This window comes from Janthinobacterium sp. TB1-E2, assembly GCF_036885605.1.
Classification (GTDB): Bacteria; Pseudomonadota; Gammaproteobacteria; order Burkholderiales; family Burkholderiaceae_D; genus Janthinobacterium; species Janthinobacterium aestuarii.
Genome location: NZ_CP142523.1, coordinates 4,499,530 through 4,524,884, shown reverse-complemented (window position 1 = coordinate 4,524,884; position 25,355 = coordinate 4,499,530). Strand labels below are relative to the sequence as shown.

At 60.2% G+C, this 25,355-nt stretch carries 24 protein-coding genes, 6 tRNA genes and 1 pseudogene; 29 read left to right on the top strand and 2 right to left on the bottom strand.

The genetic code is table 11. The features are described 5' to 3' along the window. The first annotated feature begins 104 nt into the window (after positions 1–104). The 27 genes and pseudogenes from plsX (at position 105) to OPV09_RS20190 (ending at position 20,291) form a co-directional block, all read left to right on the top strand. A complete protein-coding gene (gene plsX, locus OPV09_RS20315) occupies positions 105–1,172 on the top strand; it encodes a phosphate acyltransferase PlsX (RefSeq protein WP_034749647.1) in 1,068 nt (355 codons plus the stop codon). A 15-nt stretch (positions 1,173–1,187) separates the two neighbouring features. Next, positions 1,188–2,186, top strand: a complete 999-nt coding sequence (locus tag OPV09_RS20310; RefSeq protein ID WP_338679228.1) for a beta-ketoacyl-ACP synthase III — start codon at positions 1,188–1,190, stop codon at positions 2,184–2,186. A 135-nt stretch (positions 2,187–2,321) separates the two neighbouring features. Continuing rightward, positions 2,322–3,263, top strand: coding sequence for an ACP S-malonyltransferase (gene fabD / locus OPV09_RS20305; RefSeq protein ID WP_035820249.1), 942 nt, complete (start codon positions 2,322–2,324; stop codon positions 3,261–3,263). A gap of 49 nt (positions 3,264–3,312) precedes the next feature. Further along, positions 3,313–4,056, top strand: coding sequence for a 3-oxoacyl-ACP reductase FabG (fabG, locus tag OPV09_RS20300; RefSeq protein ID WP_034749638.1), 744 nt, complete (start codon positions 3,313–3,315; stop codon positions 4,054–4,056). 178 nt (positions 4,057–4,234) lie between these two features. Then, positions 4,235–4,474, top strand: a complete 240-nt coding sequence (gene acpP, locus OPV09_RS20295; RefSeq protein WP_008449912.1) for an acyl carrier protein — start codon at positions 4,235–4,237, stop codon at positions 4,472–4,474. A gap of 29 nt (positions 4,475–4,503) precedes the next feature. Next, entirely contained in the window at positions 4,504–5,754 is a 1,251-nt protein-coding gene (gene fabF, locus OPV09_RS20290) for a beta-ketoacyl-ACP synthase II (RefSeq protein WP_034749634.1), read from the top strand. 135 nt (positions 5,755–5,889) lie between these two features. Then, entirely contained in the window at positions 5,890–6,417 is a 528-nt protein-coding gene (locus tag OPV09_RS20285) for a hypothetical protein (protein ID WP_338679227.1), read from the top strand. 66 nt (positions 6,418–6,483) lie between these two features. Further along, positions 6,484–7,107, top strand: a complete 624-nt coding sequence (gene rpoE / locus OPV09_RS20280) for an RNA polymerase sigma factor RpoE (RefSeq protein WP_034749631.1) — start codon at positions 6,484–6,486, stop codon at positions 7,105–7,107. Between the two features lie 71 nt (positions 7,108–7,178). Beyond that, positions 7,179–7,514 carry a sigma-E factor negative regulatory protein gene (locus OPV09_RS20275; protein WP_338679226.1) on the top strand — a complete coding sequence of 112 codons (336 nt, stop codon included), beginning with the start codon at positions 7,179–7,181 and terminating at the stop codon, positions 7,512–7,514. A gap of 233 nt (positions 7,515–7,747) precedes the next feature. Further along, positions 7,748–9,238 (top strand): DegQ family serine endoprotease, encoded by a 1,491-nt coding sequence (locus OPV09_RS20270; RefSeq protein WP_425323999.1) that lies wholly within the window; start codon positions 7,748–7,750, stop codon positions 9,236–9,238. A gap of 54 nt (positions 9,239–9,292) precedes the next feature. Next, complete coding sequence (locus OPV09_RS20265) at positions 9,293–9,538, top strand: glutaredoxin family protein (protein ID WP_046683970.1); 246 nt, start codon at positions 9,293–9,295, stop codon at positions 9,536–9,538. 317 nt (positions 9,539–9,855) lie between these two features. Further along, positions 9,856–11,646 (top strand): translation elongation factor 4, encoded by a 1,791-nt coding sequence (gene lepA, locus OPV09_RS20260; protein WP_034749621.1) that lies wholly within the window; start codon positions 9,856–9,858, stop codon positions 11,644–11,646. Positions 11,647–11,649: 3 nt separating this feature from the next. Next, positions 11,650–12,567 carry a signal peptidase I gene (lepB, locus tag OPV09_RS20255; protein WP_034749618.1) on the top strand — a complete coding sequence of 306 codons (918 nt, stop codon included), beginning with the start codon at positions 11,650–11,652 and terminating at the stop codon, positions 12,565–12,567. A 74-nt stretch (positions 12,568–12,641) separates the two neighbouring features. Further along, positions 12,642–13,457 carry a ribonuclease III gene (rnc, locus tag OPV09_RS20250; RefSeq protein ID WP_034749615.1) on the top strand — a complete coding sequence of 272 codons (816 nt, stop codon included), beginning with the start codon at positions 12,642–12,644 and terminating at the stop codon, positions 13,455–13,457. A 1-nt stretch (position 13,458) separates the two neighbouring features. Further along, positions 13,459–14,361, top strand: a complete 903-nt coding sequence (gene era / locus OPV09_RS20245; protein WP_034749612.1) for a GTPase Era — start codon at positions 13,459–13,461, stop codon at positions 14,359–14,361. A 28-nt stretch (positions 14,362–14,389) separates the two neighbouring features. Next, complete coding sequence (gene recO / locus OPV09_RS20240; protein ID WP_046683973.1) at positions 14,390–15,232, top strand: DNA repair protein RecO; 843 nt, start codon at positions 14,390–14,392, stop codon at positions 15,230–15,232. A gap of 30 nt (positions 15,233–15,262) precedes the next feature. After that, complete coding sequence (gene pdxJ / locus OPV09_RS20235; protein WP_338679225.1) at positions 15,263–16,024, top strand: pyridoxine 5'-phosphate synthase; 762 nt, start codon at positions 15,263–15,265, stop codon at positions 16,022–16,024. A 20-nt stretch (positions 16,025–16,044) separates the two neighbouring features. Then, complete coding sequence (gene acpS, locus OPV09_RS20230; protein WP_051991009.1) at positions 16,045–16,485, top strand: holo-ACP synthase; 441 nt, start codon at positions 16,045–16,047, stop codon at positions 16,483–16,485. Then, positions 16,482–18,362, top strand: a complete 1,881-nt coding sequence (gene uvrC, locus OPV09_RS20225; protein WP_034749604.1) for an excinuclease ABC subunit UvrC — start codon at positions 16,482–16,484, stop codon at positions 18,360–18,362. The genes acpS and uvrC overlap by 4 nt, the downstream gene beginning before the upstream one ends. Before the next feature lie 8 nt (positions 18,363–18,370). After that, positions 18,371–18,557, top strand: a pseudogene (locus tag OPV09_RS28425) (helix-hairpin-helix domain-containing protein); the annotation flags it as partial. 127 nt (positions 18,558–18,684) lie between these two features. Then, a complete protein-coding gene (gene pgsA / locus OPV09_RS20220) occupies positions 18,685–19,269 on the top strand; it encodes a CDP-diacylglycerol--glycerol-3-phosphate 3-phosphatidyltransferase (RefSeq protein ID WP_070302029.1) in 585 nt (194 codons plus the stop codon). 225 nt (positions 19,270–19,494) lie between these two features. Further along, positions 19,495–19,570: transfer RNA gene (locus OPV09_RS20215), tRNA-Gly, on the top strand. Between the two features lie 92 nt (positions 19,571–19,662). After that, a tRNA-Gly gene (locus tag OPV09_RS20210) sits at positions 19,663–19,738 on the top strand. Positions 19,739–19,809: 71 nt separating this feature from the next. Beyond that, positions 19,810–19,885 (top strand) — tRNA-Gly (locus OPV09_RS20205). Between the two features lie 55 nt (positions 19,886–19,940). Further along, positions 19,941–20,016, top strand: a tRNA-Gly gene (locus OPV09_RS20200). A gap of 83 nt (positions 20,017–20,099) precedes the next feature. Then, positions 20,100–20,175: transfer RNA gene (locus OPV09_RS20195), tRNA-Gly, on the top strand. Between the two features lie 42 nt (positions 20,176–20,217). Then, positions 20,218–20,291: transfer RNA gene (locus tag OPV09_RS20190), tRNA-Cys, on the top strand. Between the two features lie 150 nt (positions 20,292–20,441). On the opposite strand, the gene OPV09_RS20185 is transcribed toward OPV09_RS20190, so the two are convergent. Next, entirely contained in the window at positions 20,442–20,996 is a 555-nt protein-coding gene (locus OPV09_RS20185; RefSeq protein WP_034756648.1) for an inclusion body family protein, read from the bottom strand. Between the two features lie 459 nt (positions 20,997–21,455). On the opposite strand from OPV09_RS20185, the gene OPV09_RS20180 reads away from it, so the two are divergent. Then, positions 21,456–22,943, top strand: coding sequence for a SulP family inorganic anion transporter (locus OPV09_RS20180; RefSeq protein ID WP_338679224.1), 1,488 nt, complete (start codon positions 21,456–21,458; stop codon positions 22,941–22,943). 33 nt (positions 22,944–22,976) lie between these two features. Beyond that, positions 22,977–23,429 (top strand): hypothetical protein, encoded by a 453-nt coding sequence (locus OPV09_RS20175; RefSeq protein ID WP_051991793.1) that lies wholly within the window; start codon positions 22,977–22,979, stop codon positions 23,427–23,429. A 25-nt stretch (positions 23,430–23,454) separates the two neighbouring features. On the opposite strand, the gene OPV09_RS20170 is transcribed toward OPV09_RS20175, so the two are convergent. Then, the gene (locus tag OPV09_RS20170; protein WP_338679223.1) at positions 23,455–25,170 is read right to left on the bottom strand and encodes a methyl-accepting chemotaxis protein; all 1,716 of its coding nucleotides are present in this window, start codon (positions 25,168–25,170) and stop codon (positions 23,455–23,457) included. Positions 25,171–25,355 lie beyond the last annotated feature (185 nt).

The window sequence follows — 25,355 nt, the reverse complement described above, 5'->3', positions numbered from 1 at the left end:
TGAATCACGCTGTCCAGGCCTGTGCATGACATGCTGCACCCTGCATATGCTCCAGTCCGATTCACATCTTGCCGCACGCCCGCAGCGGTATTGAATCAACACAAATGACAATCAAAATTTCTATCGACTGCATGGGCGGAGATCACGGTCCCTCAGTCACTATCCCCGCAGCAATTTCCTTCGTAAAACATGAGCCTGAAGCCGAACTGATCCTTGTTGGATTGGAAGACGTGATCCGTGCCGAACTGAAGAAACATAAAGCCGACACGCATCCGCGCCTGTCGGTATTGCATGCCTCCGAACAAGTTACCATGGACGATCCCCTGGAAGTGGCCCTGCGCCGCAAGAAGGATTCCTCCATGCGCGTGGCCATCGAACAGGTCAAGAATGGCGTGGCGCAAGCCTCCGTTTCCGCCGGTAATACGGCAGCCCTGATGGCCGTGTCGCGCTATGTATTGAAAACCATGTCCGGCGTCGATCGCCCGGCCATCTGCAGCATCTTGCCGAATCAAAAGAACGGCCCGACCTACATGCTGGACCTGGGCGCGAACGTCGATTGCGAACCGCATCATTTGCACCAGTTCGCCATCATGGGTTCCGTGCTCGTTTCCGCCATGGAAGGTATCGAGCGCCCGACGATTGGCTTGCTGAACGTGGGCACGGAAGATATCAAGGGCAATGAAGTGGTGAAACTCACCTCGAAGCTGCTGCAGGCCGACCATGAGCGTGGCGCGCTGAACTTCTACGGTAACGTGGAAGGCAATGATATCTTCAAGGGCACGACCGATATCGTCGTCTGCGACGGTTTTGTCGGTAATGTGACCCTGAAAGCCATCGAAGGTCTGGCGCGCTTCATGAAAGACGTGCTCACTTCCGAATTCAAGCGTAATCCGATCACCATGCTGGGCGCACTGATCGCCCGCGGGGCCCTGAAAGCCATCGGCAACCGTTTGAATCCTTCACGTTACAACGGCGCTAGCCTGCTGGGCTTGCGTGGCCTCGTCTTCAAGAGCCATGGCAGCGCCGATGCCTATTCGTTCGAATGGGCCTTGCGCCGCGCTTTTGATGCGGCAAAAAATGACGTGCAAGCGCACTTGGCCAGCATGATCGCCGAGCTGATGCCGCGCACGCCAGTTCCGGATGAACCTACATCAACAAGCTCTACCATTTAGTGGACGGGTACTTGCATGACTGTTTTTAGCAAAACTTACAGCAAAATTATCGGTACCGGCAGCTACTTGCCGGAGAGGCGCGTCACCAACCAAGACTTGACCGAACAGCTCGCCGCCAAGGGCATCGAGACGTCGGATGAATGGATCGTCTCGCGCAGCGGCATCTCGGCGCGCCATTACGCGGCGCCAACGCAAAATTCCTCGGACCTGGGCGTGGAAGCGGCCAAGAAGGCCCTGGAAATGGCTGGCCTGAACGGCAACGACCTCGACCTGATCATCGTCGCCAGCTCGACTCCCGATTTCTTCGGCAGCTTCCCCAGCACGGCCTGCATCGTGCAAAACAAACTGGGCATCACGAACAACTGCGCCGCCGTCGACGTGCAAGCCGTCTGCAGCGGTTTCGTGTATGCAGTGGCCACGGCCGACAGCTTCATCCAGTCGGGCATGCACAAGAACGTGCTGGTGATCGGCGCCGAAGTGTTTTCGCGCATCCTCAATTTCGACGACCGCGGCACCTGCGTGCTGTTCGGCGACGGCGCCGGCGCCATCGTCATGACGGCGTCAAAAGAGCCGGGCATCCTGGCCACCAAGCTGCACGCGGACGGCCGCCACTCGAACATTCTCAGCGTGCCGGGCAGCCTGGCTGGCGGCGCGCTCGACGGTAGCGCCTTCCTGTACATGGATGGCCCGGCCGTCTTCAAGCTGGCCGTGTCCGTGCTGGAAAAAGTCGCGCATGAAGCCCTGGAACACGCCAACATGACGTCGGACCAGATCGACTGGCTGATCCCGCACCAGGCGAACATCCGCATCATGAACAGCACGGCCAAGAAACTAGGCTTGCCTCTGGAAAAGATGGTGGTCACCGTCGACCAGCATGGCAACACCTCGGCCGCTTCGATCCCGCTGGCGCTCGATATCGCCGTGCGCGATGGCCGTGTCAAGAAGGGCGACAACGTCATGATGGAAGGCGTGGGCGGCGGCTTTACCTGGGGCGCCGTGCTGGCAAAGATGTGATGGCCGAAGGCTGATTTCGGGGTCCGACCCGTTGGGGGAATGCATTCCAATGGAGTGAATTCCGATCCCGGAGGGTCGTACCCCAGCAGTTGCATTTGGTTCTCTGAGTAAATAGTAAAAAAAAACGGAGTCGACATGACACAATTTGCATTTGTTTTCCCAGGCCAAGGCTCGCAAGCGATTGCGATGCTCGACGGTTTCGCCGGCAACCCCGTGGTTGCGCAAACCGTGGCCGAAGCGTCGGATGCCCTGCAATTCGACCTGGGCAAGCTGATCGCCGAAGGTCCGAAGGAAGAACTGGACCTGACTACCAATACGCAGCCGGTAATGCTGACGGCGGCCGTGGCCTTCTACCGCGCCTGGCTGGCGGCCGGCGGCCCCGTGCCGACGGTCGTGGCCGGTCACAGCCTCGGTGAATACTCGGCGCTGGTCGCCGCCGGCGTCATCTCGTTCAAGGATGCCGTGCCGCTCGTGCGTTTCCGCGCGCAAGCCATGCAGGAAGCCGTGCCGGTGGGGCAGGGCACGATGGCTGTTGTGCTGGGCCTGTCGGATGACGACGTGCGCGCCGCCTGTGCGGAAGCGGCGGCGGAAAACCCGGCCCTGGTGGTCGAGCCCGTCAATTTCAATGCGCCAGCACAAGTCGTCATCGCCGGCCATACGGCGGCAGTCGAGCGCGCCTGCGAACTGGCCAAGGCCAAGGGCGCCAAGCGCGCCATGAAGCTGCCCGTTTCCGCGCCGTTCCACTCGTCGCTGCTGAAACCGGCATCGGACCGCTTGCGCGAGTACATGGCCGGCTTGACGTTCTCGGCGCCGCAGATCGCCCTGATCAACAACGTCGACGTGGCCATCGTCAACGATGTTGCCGGCATCAAGGATGCGCTCGTGCGCCAGGCGGCCAGCCCCGTGCGCTGGGTGGAAACCATGCAAAAAGTGGCGGCCGACGGCATCACGCAAGTGATCGAATGCGGTCCGGGCAAGGTCCTGATGGGCCTGGCCAAGCGCATCGATCCCGTGCTCGTGGGCGACGCCATCGTCGACCAGGCATCGCTGGAACGCATTTTGACCCAGCTCAAATAAACATCAGATCGCGGCAGTTTGCCTGCCGCGCTTGCTTTTAAGGATACTCATGAATTTAGCAAATCAAGTCGTGCTGGTCACGGGCGCCTCGCGCGGCATCGGCCGCGCCATCGCCACCGAACTGGGCAAACAGGGCGCCACCGTCGTCGGCACCGCCACCTCGGAAAGCGGCGCGCAAGCGATCACCGATTACCTGGCCGCCGAGGGCGTGACGGGCAAGGGCCTGGTTCTGAACGTGACCGACGCGGCGCGCTGCGCGGCCGTCGTCGATGAAGTGCAGAAAACCTACGGCAGCCTGTCGATCCTGGTCAACAATGCGGGCATCACGCAAGACCAGCTGGCCATGCGCATGAAGGATGAAGAGTGGGACAGCGTCATTTCCACCAACCTGTCGGCCGTCGGCCGCCTGTCGCGCGCCGTACTGCGTGGCATGATGAAAGCCAAAACTGGGCGTATCATTAATATCACGTCGGTGGTGGCTTCGTCGGGCAATCCGGGGCAAATGAATTACGCGGCGGCCAAGGCCGGCGTGGAAGGCATGAGCCGCGCCCTGGCGCGCGAAATCGGCAGCCGCAACATTACCGTGAATTGCATCGCCCCGGGCTTCATCGATACCGACATGACCAAGGCCCTGAGTGAAGAGCAGCACGCGGCCCTGTTGACGCAAATTCCCCTGTCCCGTCTGGGTAAACCGGAAGACGTGGCAGCAGCGGTAGCCTTTTTGGCCTCGCCGCAAGCGGCATATATCACGGGCACGACCCTGCACGTGAACGGTGGAATGTACATGAATTGATGTGAAAGCTAGACGGGGCGGGCGTTTGTGGCATGATTCAACGGTCGTTTTTGTCTATAATCGCATCTTTTAGCAGCAGCTTCGGTCGAATTAGCAGCAGACACCGAAATTAGTATTCGGACGCGCAAACCTGATAAAATGCGCGCACTTTCCGTAACACACACTTTGGAGCCATAACATGTCGGATATCGAACAACGCGTTAAGAAAATCGTCGCTGAGCAACTGGGCGTTGCAGAAGCAGACATCAAAATCGAATCCTCCTTCGTCGACGATCTCGGCGCCGATTCCCTGGACACCGTGGAACTGGTCATGGCCCTGGAAGACGAATTCGAAATGGAAATCCCTGACGAACAAGCTGAAAAAATCACCACCGTGCAACAGGCGATCGACTACGCCACCGCACACGTCAAGGCCTAAGCCTGTCTGACCGACTTCAGGAGAATCGCTTGAGCCGTTCTAAAAACCGTCGTGTTGTTGTCACCGGCCTGGGCTGCGTTTCACCTGTCGGCAATACTATTGCCGAGGCGTGGGGCGCAATCATTGAAGGTAAATCCGGTATTGCCACGATTACCAAGTTTGATGCACAGCCATTCACCACGCATTTTGCTGGTGAAGTCAAAGGCTTCAATATCGAAGAGTACATCTCCGGTAAGGAAGCCCGCCACATGGATACCTTTATCCATTACGGCATGGCTGCGGGCATCCAGGCGATGCAGGACTCCGGCCTGGAAGTAACCGAAGAAAACGCCGAGCGCATCGGCGTGATCATCGGTTCCGGTATCGGCGGCTTGCCGCTGATCGAGGAAACCAAGTCCGAGTACGAAAAGCGCGGTCCGCGCCGTATCTCGCCATTTTTCGTGCCTGCCTCGATCATTAACATGATCTCTGGCAACCTTTCGATCAAATATGGTCTGAAGGGCCCGAACCTGGCGATCGTTACAGCGTGTACCACCGGTTTGCACAGCATCGGTGCCGCAGCGCGCATGATCGAGTACGGCGATGCCGACGTCATGATCGCCGGCGGTGCTGAATCGACCGTGTCGCCACTGGGCCTGGGCGGTTTCGCTTCGGCGCGTGCCTTGTCGACCCGCAACGACGATCCGGCGACGGCATCGCGTCCGTGGGATACCGACCGCGACGGCTTCGTGCTGGGCGAGGGCGCTGGCGTCATGGTGCTGGAAGAGTACGAGCACGCGGTGGCCCGTGGTGCCAAGATCTATGCCGAAGTGCATGGTTTCGGGATGAGCGCAGATGCTTATCACATGACCTCGCCGCTGGAAGATGGTAGCGGCGGCAGCAAATCGGTGATCGCGGCCCTCAACAACGCTGGCTTGAACGCGGATCAGATTCAGTACCTGAACGCGCACGGCACGTCGACCCCGCAAGGCGACGTGGCGGAAGTGATGGGCATCAAACGCACCTTCGGCGAGCACGCCAAGAATCTGGTTGTCAACTCGACCAAGTCGATGACGGGCCATTTGCTGGGCGGCGCGGGCGGTCTGGAAGCGGTGTTTACGGTCCTGGCATTGCACCATCAGGTGTCGCCACCGACCATCAACATCTTCAACCAGGATCCGGCTTGCGATCTCGATTTCTGTGCCAACACGGCGCGGGATATGAAGATCGATTATGCAGTGAAGAATTCGTTCGGCTTCGGCGGAACGAATGGCACGCTGATTTTCGGTAAAGCGAAATAAGCAGGAACTTTCAAGCGCTCGCTACGGTCAAACTGTAGTGAGCGCTGATTCGGCGCCAACGTTCGTTGGCGCCTGAATTTGCCCGGCATGTTGCCGGCGCGCCTTTTTTTCCCATGAAGTATGTCAATCGCGGTAGTGGCTGTCATTCGCACGCCTGTCTGTTTGCGCCTGTTGCAAGCGGCGCTGGGACTGTGTGCCTTGCTGGCTGCCTGGCCCTTGAGCGGTGCGTGGCGCGTTGCGGCCGTGCCCGGCCCTGGTCCCGGCCAGTTGGTGGGCGCTTATGCGCTGGGCTGGGGCGGTGCACTGCTGAGTGCGGCTGGCGGCGTGTTGTTGCTCGCTTTGCTGCGCAGGCGCAGAAAGCCGCACACGCTTGATATTTCGCCGGTTGGCCAGTTGCGGCTGGCGGTATATCTGGAGCATGGCGGAGCGCCAGGGGTGGATGCCAGCGGCGTGGCGGGGAAGGTCGGCTGGGGGCCGTTGGTGCCGCCAAGGCTGCGCCTGTTACCGGGTTCGACCCTGTGGCCGTCGCTGCTGGTGCTGTGCCTGGCAGATGCTGCCGGGCGGCGTACGGATGTGCTGGTGCAGCGCGGCGGCAGCTGCGCCGCCTTCCGCCCGCTGGCCGTGGCGTGCCGGGCCATCGCGGCGCGGAATGGGGAAGAATAAAAGTGGGGCGAACACTGAACTTCTTGCAGCGGGCCAACTCTATATCCATACAGGCGCCCACGCTGCATGACTACAGGGACATTGGGCGTGAGGACAGAGCGCGAGTATGATCAGTTACTGGTCGAGCGGGTGCAGGCCGGCGACAAACGGGCATTCGATGTGCTGGTATCGAAATACCAGCGCCGCTTGATGCGCCTCGTGTCGCGCCTTGTGCATGACCCGGCGGAGGCCGAAGATGTGGTGCAGGAAACCTTTATCAAGGCATACCGGGCGCTGCGCCATTTTCGCGGTGAGGCCGCCTTTTATACCTGGCTGTACCGCATCGGCATCAATACGGCCAAGAATTATCTTGTCACACAGGGGCGCCGCGCCGCCACGTCCAGCGATACCGACGCCGAGCAGGCGGAGTCCTTCGATGATGGCAATAAATTGCGCGACAACAATACACCCGAATCGGTGCTGGCCAGCAAGCAGATTGCGGCCACCGTCAATGCGGCCATGGATGTACTGCCCATCGAATTGCGCACGGCCATCGTGCTGCGCGAGATCGAGGGCCTGAGCTATGAAGAAATATCGGAGATCATGGCGTGCCCCATCGGCACCGTGCGCAGCCGGATTTTTCGCGCGCGCGAAGTGATTGCGGAGAAATTGAAACCGTTGCTGGACATGCCAATTGACAAGCGCTGGTAATCTGGGAGTATGAGGTTGGCATGGCTGTGTCCGGTTTCCGCACCGATCCCTTTGAAATGGCAGGACCCATCATGGATACGCATACACGATTGCACGAGACTATTTCCGCCCTGGCCGATGGCGAGCTGGCGGCGAGCGAACTCGAACTGGCTTTTGCCGCCCTTGACACGGATGAGGGGCGGCAGATATGGGATGCCTATCGCCATATCGGTGACGTGCTGCGGTCGGAGCAGTGCGGCCATGCACTGAGCGCCCAGTTCGATGCGCGCCTGGCCAGCCGCCTGGCCGCCGAGGCGGCGCCTGAGGGGCCGGCTGCCCATGCCGAGACGCTGCTGCCGCTGTCCGCCGCCATCGTGCCGCCGGGCACTGCCGAGCCGCTGGAGGCGGGGCCGCTGGCGCAGCGCTAAGAACTGTTTGCCATCTTATGCCAGGCTTAACGTTCCTGTCGCCCTCTTGACACTGGCCTTCGGTACGATTGACACTGTGCGCAGGCAATATCTTGCTTTTGCGATATATTGTTGCTGCCATGCGCGCTGCCGGGTGTGTTTACCCCCGGGATTCCGTCGTGACGGCCAATCATGCGCGCAGGCAATCGCTTGATCCGTTTTGATCCGTTTACATATTCGAGAAGATCATTTCCATGAAAAAAAACATGTGTGCTGCCAGCAAGTCGTTTTCAGTGAAGACGCTTTCCGCTTTATTGTTCGGTACGGCTGGCGTTTTTTTTGCCCCGTCCATGCTGGGACTGGCGCCACAGGCGCAGGCCGCCGTGCCGGCCGTGAAACTGCCTGATTTCTCGGACCTGGTCGACGCCGTCGGCCCGGCCGTCGTGAATATCCGCACCACCGAGCGCCTGAAAATGGGCGGCGCCGGCAACCAGGATGAGCAGGAAATGCAGGAATTCCTGCGCCGCTTCTTTGGCGGCGCCATGCCGACGCCGCGCCAGCAGGCACCACGGGGCGGCCGCCGCGCCGTGCCGCAGGAGCAGGAAGTGCAGCGCGGTGTCGGTTCCGGCTTCATCATTTCGGCCGATGGCTATGTGCTGAGCAATGCCCACGTGGTCGATGGCGCCGATGAAGTCTACGTGACTCTCACGGACAAGCGCGAATTCAAGGCCAAGGTAATCGGCGCCGATGGCAGCACCGACGTGGCCCTGCTGAAAATCGAAGGCAGCAACTTGCCGCGCCTGACCATCGGCGACTCCAACAAGATACGCGTGGGCGAGTGGGTCATCGCCATCGGTTCGCCGTTCAACCTGGATAACACGGTGACGGCTGGCATTATTTCCGCGAAGTCACGCGACACGGGCGACTATTTGCCGCTGATCCAGAGCGACGTTGCCGTCAATCCCGGCAACTCGGGTGGTCCGCTGATCAATATGCGCGGCGAAGTGATCGGCATCAATTCGCAGATCGCCACCTTGTCCGGCGCCTACAATGGCATTTCGTTTGCCGTGCCCATCGATGAAGCCATGCGCGTGGGCGAGCAGCTGAAAAAGACGGGCAAGGTGGCGCGTGGTCGCATCGGCGTGCAGATCGGCGCACTCAGCAAGGACGTGGCGGAATCGCTGGGCTTGCCGAATGCGAATGGAGCGCAAGTATCGATGGTGGAACCGGGCGGCCCGGCCGACAAGGCGGGCATCAAGCCGGGCGACATCATCCTGAAATTCAATGGCGCGACCGTCGAGCGTGCTTCCGACCTGTCGCGTCTGGTCGGTGGTTCCGCCGTCAATGGTAAGGCCAACATCACCATCTGGCGCAATGGTGCGCAGCAGACCCTGCCCATTACGGTGATTGAGCTGGAGAGCGGCAAGATGGCGAAGAAGGGCACCAAGGAGCCGGAAGTGCAAACCGCCAACGCGCTGGGCTTGAAAGTCAGCGACGTGCCGGCCGCGAAAAAGCAGGAACTGAAGATCGACGCGGGCGTGCTGGTCGACGAGGCCGATGGCGTGGCGGCCCTGGCCGGGCTGCAGCCTGGCGATGTGATCTTGCAACTGAATAACGTTGCCGTGAAAGACGCCAGGCAGTTCAATGCCCTGGTCGCCAAGCTCGATCCGAAGAAGACGTCGGCCTTGCTGGTGCGCCGTGGCGACGTGGCGCAATTCGTTTCGCTGCGCCCGTCGGCGAAGTAACTATGTGATCATCCCGCATTCCGGCCGCGGCCGGGATGCGGTATCCTGCCCGCCATGCACTTCACCCTCTATTCCCGCAGTTATTGCCACCTTTGCCAGGACATGCTCGACGCCTTGCTCCTGCTGCAGCCGCCCGGAAAACCGTTCACGGTGGACGTGATCGACATCGATGCATCGCCCGACGCCTCGCTGCTGGCCCGTTTCGATGAGCTGGTGCCGGTGCTGTTCGGCGACCTGGCCCAGCCCGAGCTCTGCCATTATTTCCTTGACGAGGCGGCCGTGCGCCGCTGCTTGGTGTAGTTTGATTGTCAATATTAACACTGCATTGCACCATTCTGGTGCTGAAAACAGCCGAAAATGTCGGCTTGCCCCGGTGTCGGCCTCATAAGACGGGCTTTCTACTCTGAAATCCGGTAAAATGGGGAGGTCGAAAAAGCTACTGTCCGAGGCAGCAGCTTCTGTCGCTTCAAAAGCGCTCGCCTGGGCATGCAGATGTCCTGCTCGGAGCGCTTTTTTCATCATGAGTGGGGTGCCCGGTTTTGGCCCGGCTTGGCCCGAGCATGATCCCCATGATTCCTGTTAAAGCAGTGTCGTCAACTTCGCACTTATATTAGTTAATGAACAACATACGCAATTTCTCCATCATCGCCCATATTGACCACGGTAAATCGACCCTGGCTGACCGCATCATTCAATTGTGCGGCGGCTTGTCCGACCGCGAGATGGAGGCGCAGGTGCTCGATTCGATGGATCTGGAGCGCGAGCGCGGCATTACCATCAAGGCGCAAACGGCGGCCCTGCACTACAAGGCGCGCGATGGCCAGATCTATAACCTGAACCTGATCGATACGCCGGGCCACGTCGACTTCAGCTATGAAGTGTCGCGCTCGCTGTCGGCGTGCGAAGGCGCGCTGCTGGTCGTGGATGCGTCGCAAGGCGTGGAAGCGCAAACGGTCGCCAACTGCTACACGGCACTGGACCTGGGCGTGGAAGTGGTACCCGTGCTGAACAAGATCGACTTGCCGAACGCGGATCCGCCGAGCGCGATTGCCGAGATCGAAGACGTGATCGGCATCGATGCGGGCGACGCCGTGCATTGCTCGGCCAAGACGGGCTTTGGCGTGCTGGACGTGCTCGAGCAACTGATCGTCAAGGTGCCGCCACCGAAGGGCGACCCCGATGCGCCGCTGCAGGCGCTGATCGTCGACTCCTGGTATGACGCCTATGTGGGCGTGGTCATGCTGGTGCGCGTCATCAACGGCACCCTGAAACCGAAAGACAAGATTCGCCTGATGGCCACCGATTCGGTGCAGCTGGTGGAAGACATCGGCGTGTTTTCGCCACGTTCGCAATCCTTGCCACAATTGTCGGCAGGCCAGGTGGGCTTCATCATCGCCGGCATCAAGGAATTGAAAGCGGCGAAAGTGGGCGACACAGTCACCCTGGCCAACCGTCCTGCCGCCGCGCCATTGCCTGGCTTCAAGGAAGTGCAGCCGCAAGTGTTCGCCGGCCTGTTCCCCGTGGAAGCGAACCAGTACGACGCGCTGCGCGACTCGCTGGAAAAGCTGAAACTGAACGACGCGGCCCTGATGTACGAGCCGGAAGTGTCGCAGGCGCTGGGCTTCGGCTTCCGCTGCGGCTTCCTGGGCTTGCTGCACATGGAAATCGTGCAGGAGCGCCTCGAGCGCGAATTCGACATGGACCTGATCACCACGGCGCCAACCGTGGTGTACGAAGTGATCCAGCGCGACGGCACCATGATCAACGTCGACAATCCATCGAAGATGCCCGATCCGTCGCGCATCGAGGAAGTGCGCGAGCCTATCGTCACGGTCAATCTGTACATGCCGCAGGAATATGTGGGCTCCGTGATCACCTTGTGTATCGGCAAGCGCGGCATCCAGATGGACATGAGCTACCACGGCCGCCAGGTCAAGCTCGTGTATGAAATGCCGATGGCCGAGATCGTGCTGGACTTCTTCGACCGCCTGAAATCGACGTCGCGCGGCTATGCCTCGATGGATTACGAGTTCAAGGAATACCGCGCGGCCGACGTGGTCAAGGTCGACATGCTGATCAACAGCGAAAAAGTCGATGCGCTGGCCATCATCGTCCACCGTTCGAACAGCCAGTACCGTGGCCGCCAGGTGGCCGCCAAGATGCGCGAACTGATCCCGCGCCAGATGTTCGACGTGGCGATTCAAGCGACCATCGGCGCGAACATCATTTCGCGCGAGAACGTAAAAGCCTTGCGCAAGAACGTCTTGGCCAAGTGCTATGGCGGCGACATCAGCCGCAAGAAGAAATTGCTGGAAAAACAAAAAGCGGGTAAGAAACGCATGAAGCAAGTGGGTTCCGTGGAGATCCCGCAAGAAGCATTCCTGGCAATTTTACAAGTGGATGGTTAATCAATGAACCTGCAAGTGATTTTAGGAAATTTCGCTTTAATCCTGTTCGTGCTGATGGTGTTGACGGGCCTGGTCTGGTGCCTCGATGTGTTTTATCTGTCCAAGCAGCGCCGCAAGGCGGCCGACCGCGCCCTGGCTGAATTCGATGCGCGCCAGTCCAAGCTGGCCGCCGAGGGCATCAAGTCCGATGCGGGCGGCAGCCGCGCGAGCATCGAGGCGGCCCTGTTGCGCCAGCCGACCTGGGTCGAGTATTCGGGCAGCTTCTTCCCCGTCATCGCGCTCGTGTTCTGCCTGCGCTCGTTCTTGTACGAGCCGTTCAAGATCCCGTCGAGCTCGATGGTGCCGACCTTGCTGGTGGGCGATCTGATACTGGTGAACAAGTTCACCTATGGCATTCGTTTGCCGATCGTCAACAAGCGCATCATTGAAGTCAATGATCCGCAGCGCGGCGACGTGATGGTGTTCAAGTATCCGAAAGACATGTCGCAAGACTATATCAAGCGCGTGATCGGTGTGCCCGGTGATAAAATCACCTATGAAAACAAGCGCTTGACGGTCAACGGCAAGGAAGTGGCGTACACGCCGCTGGACGACTATCTGGACGATGAAAGCACGGTCTACCACAAGCAGCTGGAAGAAAACCTGACGGGCGTGAGCCACCGCATCCTCAACGACGAGCCTGCTCCAACGTTGAACTTGCGCGAAGTGAAGGATTTCCCGCATAAGGATGCGTGCAACTACAACGAAGACGGTTTTACGTGTGTAGTGCCACAAGGCAATTACTTCATGATGGGCGACAACCGCGACAATAGCGCGGACAGCCGCTACTGGGGCTTCGTGCCGAACGAGAACATCGTCGGCAAGGCTTTCCTGGTGTGGATGAACTTCAGCAATCCGAAACGAGTGGGCGGCATACACTAGGCCGTCCCTATGGCTGCCGCGCCGATTCCCCGCGCGGCGGCCAGCCGAATTACTCAGATAACACAGAAACAACAATGAATCTTCAGCTATTGCAAACCCGTTTAGGCTATACGTTCCAGGATGCTGGCCTGTTGCAGCAAGCCTTGACGCATCGTAGCCACAGCAGTTTGCATAACGAGCGGCTGGAATTCCTCGGCGACTCCATCCTCAACTGCGTGGTCGCTTCCATCCTGTACGAACGCTTCAAGTCCATCGACGAGGGCGATTTGTCGCGCCTGCGCGCCAACCTGGTGAAACAGCAGTCGCTGTATGAAATCGCGCAAAAGCTGGAATTGTCGCAATTCTTGCGCCTGGGCGAAGGCGAACTGAAATCGGGCGGCTTCCGCCGTCCATCGATCCTTGCCGACACCCTGGAAGCCTTGCTGGGCGCTATCTTCCTCGACACGGGCTTCGATGCGGCCAGCACGGTGATCCGCGCGTTCTACATCCCCATCCTCGACTCGGTCGATCCGCAAACCCTGGGCAAGGATGCCAAGACCCTGCTGCAGGAGTTTTTGCAAAGCAAGAAAATTTCGCTGCCACAGTACAACGTGGTGGCTACCCACGGCGCCGCCCACAGCCAGGAATTCGAGATCGAATGCCTGGTGCCGAAATTGAACATCCAGGTTTACGGCCGTGGCGGAAGCCGCCGCGCCGGTGAGCAAGCCGCCGCCAAACTGGCGCTGGACGTGGCCGAGCAGGCGCTGCTGAAGTCGCCTGCCGCCAGCCGCAAGCCCAAACCGCGCGCCGCCCAGCTCAAGCTGGCCGGCATTGCCACCATCCAGAGCGACGACGCGCAAGCCCCGGCTGCACCGGCGATCGCCGCTCACACTAAACAGAATCGACACTAGCATGACAGCCACCAAAATGCCCGACAACTTCCGCTGCGGCTATATCGCCATCGTGGGCCGCCCGAACGTGGGCAAATCGACCCTGATGAACGTGCTGATCGGCGCGAAGGTCAGCATCACTTCGCGCAAGGCGCAAACTACTCGCCACCGCATCACGGGCATCCAGACGGTGCCGGACGCGCAGTTCATCTACGTCGACACGCCTGGCTTCCAGACGCGCCACTCGAATGCGCTGAACAAGACGCTGAACAAGACCGTCACCAACACCCTGATTTCCTCGGACGTGATTTTGTACGTGATCGAGGCGGGCACGTTTGGCCCGGCCGACCAGCAAGTGATGGACCTGCTGCCGAAGGAAGTGCCGTGCATTCTCGTCATCAATAAATCGGACCGCGTGAAAGACAAGGCCGTGCTGCTGCCGTTCGCGCAAAAGATCGCCGCCATGCGTGACTTCGCCGCCATCGTGCCCGTCTCGGCCAAACTGCACTTCCAGCTGGAAGGCTTGCAGAACGAAATCAAACGCTTCCTGCCGGAAAACCAGCCGATCTTTGGCCCGGATGACATCACGGACCGCAGCGAAAAATTCCTCGCCTCGGAAATCGTGCGCGAAAAACTGTTCCGCTTTGTCGGCGACGAACTGCCGTACACGAGCACCGTCTTGATCGAGAAATTCGAGCAGGAAGGCGATCTGCGCCGCGTGTTCGCCGCCATCCTGGTCGAGCGCGATACGCACAAGTCCATGATCATCGGCAACAAGGGCGCGCGCCTGAAGGAAGTGTCCACCCAGGCCCGACTGGATATGGAAAAGCTGTTCGGCGGCCCCGTGTACCTGGAAATCTGGGTCAAGGTCAAGTCGGGCTGGGCCGACAACGAGGCGGGCTTGCGCGCCTACGGCTACGAGTAATCCGCAACCCGGGGGCGACGCCACACGCATGAGCACCACCACGCCAGCGCTGCACGATCCTGCGCCAGCCTCCCTCGTTGTCCCCGCGCCGGCGGCCATTGCGCCGCCGGCCGCAACTCCCGCATCCGCCGCGCCCCGGCGCAGCCGTCCGCCCGCGCGCGATGGCAAGGTCACGGGCCAGCCCGCTTTCGTGCTGCACAGCTATCCGCATAAAGAAACCAGCCTCATCGTCGACGTGTTTACGCGCGAGTACGGCCGCATCGCGCTCGTCGCCAAGGGCGCCAAGCGGCCCCATTCGCAGTTGCGCGGTGTGCTGCAGACGTTCCAGCCGCTGCAGGCGGGCTGGACGGGCAAGTCCGAACTGCGCATCCTCACGGGCGCCGAGTGGGTGGGTGGCATGCTGCCGCTGGAAAAGACCGCCTTGCTGTGCGGCTTTTATCTGAACGAATTGCTGGTGAAACTGCTGGCGCGCGACGACCCGCATCCCGTCCTGTTCGACCACTACGTTGCCACCTTGAATCAACTGGCGCACAATGAGCCGCCGCCCATCGTGCTGCGCAAGTTCGAGCGTGCCCTGCTCAAGGAAACGGGCGTGGCGGCCGACTTGACGCGCTGCACGGGCACGCGCCAGGCCGTCGATGCGGGGCAGGTGTACGTGGTCGATCCGGAACGGGGACCGCGTCCGGCGCGCGCCGCCGACGCCTGGCCCAAGATCACGGGCAAGACCCTGCTCGACATGGAGCGCGAAGATTATCTTGACGTGGCCACGCAAGCGCAAAGCAAGCTGCTGATGCGTTTTTTGCTGGCCCATCAACTGGGTGGCGCCACCTTGAATACGCGCCAGATACTGATCGATTTAATGCAGCTGTAATAGATTTCAGCACTTTACGGACACCATCATATGAGCTTTTTGCAGCCTTCCGGCCCCGTCATCGACCTGGGCGTCAATATCGACCACGTGGCCACCTTGCGCAATGCGCGCGGCACCGCGTATCCGGACCCGATCCGCGCGGCTCTGCTGGCCGAACAGGCGGGCGCCGACGCCATCACCCTGCATTTGCGCGAAGACCGCCGCCACATCAAGGATGCGGACGTCATCGCCATCGCGCCGCAATTGCTTACGCGCATGAACCTGGAAGCGGCCGTGACGCAGGAGATGATCGACTTCGCCTGCCGCATCCGTCCCGCCGACGTGTGTCTGGTGCCGGAAAAGCGCACGGAAGTGACGACGGAAGGGGGGCTGGACGTGGTGCGCTACTTCAAGGAAGTGCAGGCGGCCGTGCAGCAATTGCAAGGCGAGGGCATTCGCGTGAGCCTGTTCATCGATGCGGACGAGCAGCAGATCGCCGCCGCCGCCGAGCTCGGCGCACCCGTGATCGAGTTGCACACGGGCCGCTACGCGGATACGCAAGGCGCCGAGCAGCTGGTCGAGCTGGAGCGTATCAAGGCGGGCGTGCTGTTCGGCGTGGGCTGCGGCTTGAAGGTCAACGCGGGCCACGGCTTGCATTACACCAATGTGCAGGCGATTGCCGCCATTCCCGATATTGCGGAACTGAACATCGGCCACGCCATCGTCGCGCATGCCGTGTTTGTCGGCTGGGAAAACGCCGTGCGCGAAATGAAGGCCATCATGGTGGCCACGCGCATCGCCAGCAAAGCATAAGCGCGCACAAAGGAGGCAGCATGATCTACGGCATCGGTACCGATATCTGCAAGATCCCCCGCATCGAGGCGGCACTGGCGCGCCACGGCGAGCGTTTCGCGAAAAAGATACTGGGGCCGCAGGAGCTGGAAAAGTTCCGCGCCCGCAGCGCCAAGAACGCCGTGCGCGGCGTGCGCTTCCTCGCCACGCGCTTCGCGGCCAAGGAGGCGTTTTCCAAGGCCATCGGCCTGGGCTTGCGCATGCCGATGACCTGGCCCGCCGCGCAGATGCTGAACCACCCGAGCGGCAAGCCGATGATCGTCTGCAGCGGCGTGCTGGCGGAGTTCATGGAGAAAAACCGCCTGAGCGCGCAAGTGACGATCAGCGATGAAGAAGAGTATGCGGTCGCGTTCGTGATCGTGGAGCAAGCAGATGCCGGGGTCAGACCCGGCGGGTCTGACCCCAAACCGAGCCAGCAATGACCGAAGCAAGCCCAGAATCTACCTTGGCGGAGACGCCGCCCGACCCACGCGCGCAGGTGCTGGCCACCGTCGCCAAGCTGCCGAACCTGCCCGGCGTGTACCGCTATTTCGACGCCGCCGACAAGGTGCTGTACGTCGGCAAGGCGCGCGACCTGAAAAAGCGCGTCTCCAGTTACTTCCAGAAAAACCTGGCCAGCCCCCGCATCGCCATGATGGTTGAGCGCATCGCGCGCCTGGAAACGACCGTCACGCACAGCGAGGCGGAAGCGCTGATCCTGGAAAACAACCTGATCAAGGCGCTGCAGCCGCGCTACAACATCCTGTTCCGCGATGATAAATCGTATCCGTATCTGAAAATCACGAATGGCGATGCGCCGCGCATGGTGTATTACCGGGGCGCGGTGGACAAGAAAAACCAGTATTTCGGGCCGTTTCCCAGTTCCTGGGCCGTCAAGGAATCGATGCAGATCCTGCAAAAGGTGTTTCTCATCCGCACCTGCGAGGACAGTGTCTACGCGAACCGTACGCGGCCCTGCCTGCTGCACCAGATCGGCCGCTGCAGCGCGCCGTGCGTGGACCTGATCAGCAAGGAAGACTACAAGAACGACGTGGAAAACGCGGCGCGCTTCCTGCGCGGACGCCAGAGCGAAGTGCTGGCCGACCTGGAAAAGAAGATGCATGCGTTTGCCGCCGAGCTGAAATTCGAGCAGGCCGTGGTGGTGCGCAACCAGATCGCTTCGCTGTCGCGCGTGCTGCACCAGCAAAGCATGGAAACGACGGGCGACGCCGACGTCGACATTATCGCCGTGCTGGTGCAGGGCGGACGCGCCTGCGTCAACCTGGCCATGGTGCGCGGTGGGCGCCACCTGGGCGACCGCGCGTATTTCCCCAGCCAGCTCAGCGATGCGGCGGCGATTGCCGAGGAAGCCATCGAGGTGGAAGTGCTGGCCGCCTTTCTGGCCCAGCACTACACGGAAAAATTCATTCCCGGCACCCTGATCCTGAATATCGAATTCGACCAGCCGGCCCTGATGGTGGCGCTGATGGAGCAGTGCGGCCACCGCATCAACCTGATTTTCCAGCCGCAGGGACAGCGCCGCCAATGGCTGGAGATGGCGCAGAAGGGCGCCGAGATTTCGCTGGCGCGCTTGTTGTCCGAGCAGGGGTCGCAGCAGTCGCGCACGCGCGCGCTGGCCGAAGCGTTGCGCCTGGAAACGGAAGATCTCGACAGCCTGCGCGTCGAGTGCTTCGACATCAGCCACACGCAGGGCGAGGCGACGCAGGCCTCGTGCGTCGTGTTCCATCACCACGCCATGCAGAACGGCGAGTACCGGCGCTACAACATCAACGACATCACGCCCGGCGACGATTACGCGGCCATGCGCCAGGTCCTCATGCGCCGTTATGAAAAGGTGGCGAATGGCGACGGCGTCATGCCCGACGTGGTCTTGATCGACGGCGGCAAGGGACAGATCGAGATGGCGCGCCAGGTGTTTGCCGAGCTGGGACTCGATATCAGCTTGATTGTCGGCGTGGCCAAGGGGGAGGGGCGCAAGGTGGGCCTGGAAACCCTGCTGTTCGTCGATGGCCGCGCGGCGCAGGAACTGGGCAAGGAATCGGCGGCCCTGATGCTGATCGCGCAAATCCGCGACGAGGCGCACCGCTTTGCCATTACCGGCATGCGCGCCAAGCGGGCGAAGACGCGCCAGACCTCGCGCCTGGAAGAGATCGAAGGCATCGGCGCCAAGCGCCGCCAGAAACTGTTGTCGCGCTTTGGCGGCTTGCGCGGCGTGGTTGATGCCAGCGTCGAGGATCTGATGTCGGTGGAGGGGATTTCGACTCAACTTGCGGAAGAGATATATAAGCAGTTGCATTAATGCTCGAACGGGCGCGCCAGACCTCGCGGCTGGAAGAGATCGAAAGGGGCACAATGCGGCGCCAAGCGCCGCCAGAAACTGCTGTCGCGCTTTGGCGGCTTGCGCGGCGTGGTCGACGCCAGCGTCGAGGACCTGATGTCAGTGGAGGGGATTTCCACGCAACTCGCGGAAGAGATCTACAAGCAATTACATTGATGGATCGATGGCCTGGTCCGGTGTTGCGGCAAGCGGACTAGGCTAATACCCCTGGGCCATGTAGACTAGTGGCGCTTTCTTCATACTTTCTTCATATTCAATTTACCCGTCGGCCGATTGCTCTCTTATGCCTTTTAATATTCCCATCCTTCTGACCTGGCTGCGCGTGGCCCTGATTCCGCTTGTCGTCGGCGTTTTTTACCTGCCGCCGTCGATGCTGCTGCATGGCGACCAGAACCTGGTTGCCACCTTGGTCTTCATCGTTGCGGCCGTGACCGACTGGTTTGACGGCTTCCTCGCGCGCCGCTGGAACCAGACGTCGGCCTTCGGCGCCTTCCTCGACCCGGTCGCAGACAAGCTGATGGTGGCAGGCGCCTTGCTGGTGCTGGTGCAGCTGGACCGTGTCAATGCCGTGCTGGCCTTCATCATCATCGGCCGCGAAATCACGATTTCCGCGTTGCGCGAATGGATGGCGCAGATCGGCGCATCGAAATCGGTGGCCGTCAGCTCGATCGGCAAGATCAAGACGGCCGCGCAAATGACGGCCATTCCCTTGCTGCTGTACCACGAAGTGATCTTTGGCGCGATCGACACCCATGTGTGGGGCGAAAAGCTGCTGTGGATCGCCTGCGTGTTGACCGTGTGGTCGATGTTCTATTACTTGCGCCTGGCATGGCCGCTCATCAAGGAAAAGGCCGGTAGCCTGCATTAAGGCCGCTCCGCCTGGCTACTGCGCAGCGCACTCTTGCGTCTCCGTTGCTCGCTGTACCTTCGTACAGCTCCGCTACTCAACACGATATTGCGCTTGCTCGCTACGCTATTCGGAGGACCTTAAGACGGTATTGGCTACTTTCTGCGGAATATTTTGCAAAAGACCAGATATTGCCCGTTGACAGCCCCTGTAATCCCTCTATAATGCTGGCCTGTTGTTGATGACGCGGGAGTAGCTCAGTTGGTAGAGCGCAACCTTGCCAAGGTTGAGGTCGAGAGTTCGAGACTCTTCTCCCGCTCCAGTTTTCTGGATCGTGTCATAGGTAAAAACAGCGAATGCAGTAAAAAGTAGTACTGGCGATGTAGTAGAGCTTCTGATACAATGTTGTCCACTGCGGGAGTAGCTCAGTTGGTAGAGCGCAACCTTGCCAAGGTTGAGGTCGAGAGTTCGAGACTCTTCTCCCGCTCCAGTGAACACTGGATCAGCAGTAAAGCAGCACTGGTAAACGGTAGTAAAAAGCAGTAAAATAGCGGTTCGTATGCGGGAGTAGCTCAGTTGGTAGAGCGCAACCTTGCCAAGGTTGAGGTCGAGAGTTCGAGACTCTTCTCCCGCTCCAGCGATAGCTGAAGCAGTACAGCAAAATGGCAGTAGCAGAAAATAGAAGCTCCAATGCGGGAGTAGCTCAGTTGGTAGAGCGCAACCTTGCCAAGGTTGAGGTCGAGAGTTCGAGACTCTTCTCCCGCTCCAGAATTCTAAAGGGAAGCTAAGCTGGCTTCCTTTTTTTATCCGCCGCGGTACGCGGCGCGATTAGGCGGTAACCAAGCTCCAATGCGGGAGTAGCTCAGTTGGTAGAGCGCAACCTTGCCAAGGTTGAGGTCGAGAGTTCGAGACTCTTCTCCCGCTCCAGTTTTCAAGGTGGGCCGCAAGGCGCATCCAAGCAGTTCCTCTGGCGAGGTAGCAAAGAGGTTATGCAGCGGCCTGCAAAGCCGTTTAGACGGGTTCGATTCCCGTCCTCGCCTCCAGATAAGTGCATGTGATACATGCGCAAATAAAAAAGCCCACTTCGGTGGGCTTTTTTTCGTTTGTGGCGACGTCGCTGCGTATCTCTGCGCCGGCAGCAGTCGGCGGTAATCAAATAAATGGTTTATATTTATTTGGTTTCCGGGAAATGACTAACCGACAGTAATCTGTGGATCCCAATAAAAATAACCATACAGGCTTTGCGTCTGGCCATCGTCATTCAGGCTATATACGGCAATATAGACGTAGAAATTTTCCGTGCCCGATTTGGATACCTGCGCCGTGAAATTGGAGAAATTGCGCGATTGCTGTACGGCCGGCAAACCATTCGACGAATCCGTATTCGGCACGGCCGCATTTCTTCGTGTAATGGTATTGGAAACAAAGGTATTGAAGACCTTGTCGCCATTCCAGTAATTGATGCCGTAGACAATGACGGCCGAATCGGCATTGTCATAGATGGAAGCGCCGGTGAACGAGACGAAGTCGCCCACATTGGCCTTGAAGCTCAGGTCGGCGGTACCTTGCCCGCTATTGATGCCGCGCAGGTCGGTGGCAATCATGTACTGGCTGGTATGCACCAGGCCGACAGGCTTGGTCTGGTCGGGACTCGTCTGACGTGGATGCTGGGCCATGATCAGATCGGTGTCTATTACAACGAGAATGTTGATTGTAATATTACTGGCATATAATTGCGCGTCGGTCATGATTCCTCCTGAGTTTCCCTACTCGTCTGGCTTTTCGGATACGCCCCGTTTTTTAATGTGGTCAACAGTCTCCACCACTGCTGAGTAGAATAGTGGAGAAAATTGAATAGATACTCTCCAATTGAAACGGCGGAGATTATTTAAAATATTCCCATTAAATTGTTTTTATTTTGAAAATAAAACTATTGGAAACATTATTTGCCTGCCAGTGTCCGCTCCCGCTGCGCGCCGCCGCGCCGTCCATCGGGCCCGGCTGCATCTTGTATAATGTGTGCAGGCTCGGCAGCGCCGCCTGGCGCTGCTGAATCTTCCTCTGTCCGCCAATCCCATGTAGTCACCGACGATTTTCCTCTACGTGCGACCTCGGCATGGCTTCGTTTTGACGACCGCTGGCATGGCTGCGCCCGATGACTGTGCATCGCGCGCGCATTTCTCTGTTCCGACCCTGGATGTGTATCAATGATCAACGCAACTTTTCGGGACGAGTGGTTCTCGAACATACAAAAAAACGTCCTGGCGGGGCTGACCACCTCATTCGCGCTGGTGCCCGAATGCATCGCCTTTGCTCTCGTGGCGCAACTGAATCCCCTGATGGGCCTGTACGGCGCCTTCATCATTTGCGCATTCACGGCCATCTTTGGCGGGCGCCCCGGCATGATTTCGGGCGCCGCCGGTTCCATGGCCGTCGTCATCGTCGCGCTCGTGGCCCAGCATGGCGTGCAATATCTGCTGGCGACCGTGGTGCTGAGCGGCATCATCATGGCGCTGTTCGGCATCTTGCGTCTTGGAAAACTGATCCGTATGGTGCCATATCCGGTGATGCTGGGCTTCGTGAATGGCCTGGCCATCGTCATCGCCATGGCCCAGCTAGAACATTTTCGTCAGGCCACGCCGCAAGGCGAAACCTGGCTGCAAGGCAGCCCTTTGTATGTGATGAGCGCGCTGGTGCTGCTCACCATGGCCATCGTCTACGTGCTGCCGCGCATCACGAAGGCGGTGCCGCCGGCGCTGGTGGCCATCCTGGGCGTGGGCGTGCTCAGCCATTTCTTGCAGCTGCCCACGCGCACCCTGGGCGATCTTGCGCATATCGCCGGCGGCTTGCCGGCATTCCACTGGCCCACGGTGCCGCTGGACATGGCTACCTTGCACATCATCTTTCCGTACGCGGCGCTGATGGCCATGGTGGGCTTGCTGGAGACCTTGCTCACTTTTAATCTTACCGATGAGATGACTGAAACGCGGGGCCAGCCGAACCGCGAATGCATCGCACTCGGTGCGTCGAACGTCGTTTCGGGCCTGTTTGGCGGCATGGGCGGCTGCGCCATGATCGGGCAGACGATGATCAACCTGAGTTCTAGCGGCCGCTCGCGCCTGTCGGGCGTGACGGCCGGCGTGATGATCCTGCTATTCATCCTGTTCCTGTCGCCGCTGATCGAGCGCATCCCGCTGGCCGCTTTGGTCGGCGTGATGTTCGTCGTGGCGCAGCAGACGTTTGCCTGGGGCTCGCTGCGCGTGCTGGGCAAGGTGCCGTTGCAGGATGCGCTGGTGATCGTCGCCGTGACGGTGATCACGGTGTTGACGGACCTGGCGCTGGCCGTGCTGTGCGGCATCGTGATTGCCGCCTTGAATTTTGCCTGGCAACATGCGCGCGACATGCGTGCCGATATCGATGACACTGGCGCGGGCGTGCGCGTGTACCTGCCGCACGGCACCCTGTTTTTTGCCTCGACCACGCATTTCCTTGAACTGTTCCAGGCGGCGACCGACCCGGCCCGCGTCATCCTCGACTGCCGATATCTGCACATGGCCGATCACTCGGCCATCGCCGCCATCGAAGCCTTGTATGAGCGTTATGAAAAGGCGGGCAAGCACCTGCAGGTGACGCATTTGTCCCCCCGCAACCAGGCCTTGCTGCAGCGGGCTGGTGTCGATGTGAGCGTGGCGTAAAATATGGGATTGTTGAATGTCTGTGGAGTGTGAATGCTGTCGTACGAACAAGAGCAATTATTGCAGCAAAGCCAAACGGCTTTTGATGCCTACTATGACGCGCTGGGCGCATCGCTGGTGAACTTTGTCGAACGCCTGGGCATCCAGCCTGCGCACGAAGTGCTGACCAATGCGGCCGAATACCTGCCGTACATCGACGCGGCCATGCGCACCATCGTCATCCGCGACGAAAGCTGGCAGTGGGTGAAAACCATGCTCGGCTACTTTATCGGCGAATACTTCGTGCAAGGCCATGCGGGTTGCTGGTATGTGGAAACGCGGGCGGAATCGCCGCATTTTTGCCGCACCATGGTGGGCGGCTTCGAGCACGGCTTGCCAGCGGACGCCGCCATCGATCCGGAAGCGCTGGCGCTGGAATTCCTGGGACAATCCGTGCCGCGCGAACTGGCGGCACTGATCGCCCAAGCGCAAGCCCGCGCGGCTTGATGCCGCAGGGCTTGCTGAAGAAAATTTAGAACTCTTCCCACTCGCCTTCGGCCGGTGCCGTTGCCTTGCTGCTGGTGCGTGTCACGGGCAGGCGCAGGGCAGGGGCCGAGGCCTTGCGGGCTGGTGCGGCCGCAGTTGTCGGAGTGGCCGGCGCGCTGCGTTGTGCCGCTTTCACGCTGAAACGGTCGGTCGCCGCCGCGTTGGCATCGAGGCGGAAGACGCTGACCACCTGCGCCAGTTCGCTCGCCTGTTCCTGCATCGCTTCGGCCGCTGCCGACGCTTCTTCCACCAGCGCCGCATTTTGCTGGGTCACTTGATCCATTTCGGAAATGGCCTGGTTGACTTGCTCGATGCCCGCGCTCTGCTCTTCGCTGGCGTTGCTGATCTCGCTCATGATGGACGTGACGAAGCCGATGCTTTGCACGATTTCTTCCATCGTCTTGCCGGCCTTGTCGACCAGGTCCGTGCCCACATCGACTTTTTGCACGGAGTCGTCGATCAATCCCTTGATTTCTTTTGCCGCCGCTGCCGAGCGTTGCGCCAGGTTGCGCACCTCGGTTGCCACGACGGCGAAGCCGCGGCCCTGTTCGCCGGCGCGCGCCGCTTCCACGGCTGCGTTCAGTGCCAGGATGTTGGTCTGGAAGGCGATGCCGTCGATGACGGAAATGATGTCGACGATTTTCTTCGACGAGGTATTGATCTCGCCCATGGTGGCGACCACTTCGGCCACCACGGCGCCGCCGCGGCTGGCGATGCCGGCCGCGTCGCCGGCCAGTTTATTTGCCTGGCGCGCATTGTCGGCGTTTTGCTTGACGGTCGAGGTCAGTTCTTCCATCGACGAGGCCGTTTCTTCCAGCGAGCTGGCTTGCTGTTCTGTGCGCGACGACAAGTCCTGGTTGCCGGCGGCGATTTCGGCCGATGCCGTGGCGATGGTGTCGGTACCGCTGCGCACTTGTCCCACGATGCCGACGAGGCTGTCGTTCATGGTTTTCAAGGCGTGCATCAGCTGGCCCGTTTCATCGCGGCCTTGCGCCGTGATGGTGCTGGTCAGGTCGCCCGCTGCCACGGTTTCCGCCACTTTCACGGCAGCGCGGATGGGGCCAGTGATCGAGCGCGTGATCCACCACGCGAAGCCGATGCCCATCAGCACGGCCAGCACGCCCATGGTGATCAGGAAGACGCGGGTGCCGCTGTAGGCTTCGATGATGCTGTTGCCGACGCCGTCGGCCGCCTTGATCTGCATGGTGGCAAAGCGCTTGACTTCGGCCAGATAGGCCACGGTGATCGGCGCGACTTCCTTGTCGAACACGACTTTGGCACCCGCCATATCGCCGTCGGCCTTCATCTTGAAGGCGCGTGCGCGCGTCGTCACATAGTCGGTGCGCACCTTGCGCACGACCTTGAATTGCTCGATCACGGCCGGGTTGAGCAGGGAGGCGACGATGTCGTCCTGCAGCTTGCTGGAACGCTCCGCATCGACTTTCAAGTCTTCCTCGATCTTGGCGCGCACGACGGGATCGGTGATCTCGAACGAGGCGACGCCGCGCACGCTGTTGAGTTCAATGATCTTCGACCATTCGGCCACCATGCGCTGGTTCTTGATGCTGGTATTGATGAGACGGTAAGTCAGGTCGCTGGCCGTTTGCATGCGCACGAGGGCGGTGATGGTCAAGGCGGCAAGCAACAGCAATACGACAGCAAAGCCGACGCCAAGGCGGCTGCCGATGTTCAGGTTTTTCATGTAATTCCTAACAGTTTAATAGTCATGATCGCCGCCGCCAGCAGGGGCGGACAGGCGCCGCAAGGCGCAGGGGATCGGGGTCTTCGGGTGCCGCGTGATGGCTGTGCGGCGCGCCGCGCTGAGCGTGGCGTTGGAGGTGAAGCAAGGGGCATGTCGGTCAGGCTGACCGCTGTCCAGCAAGCCGC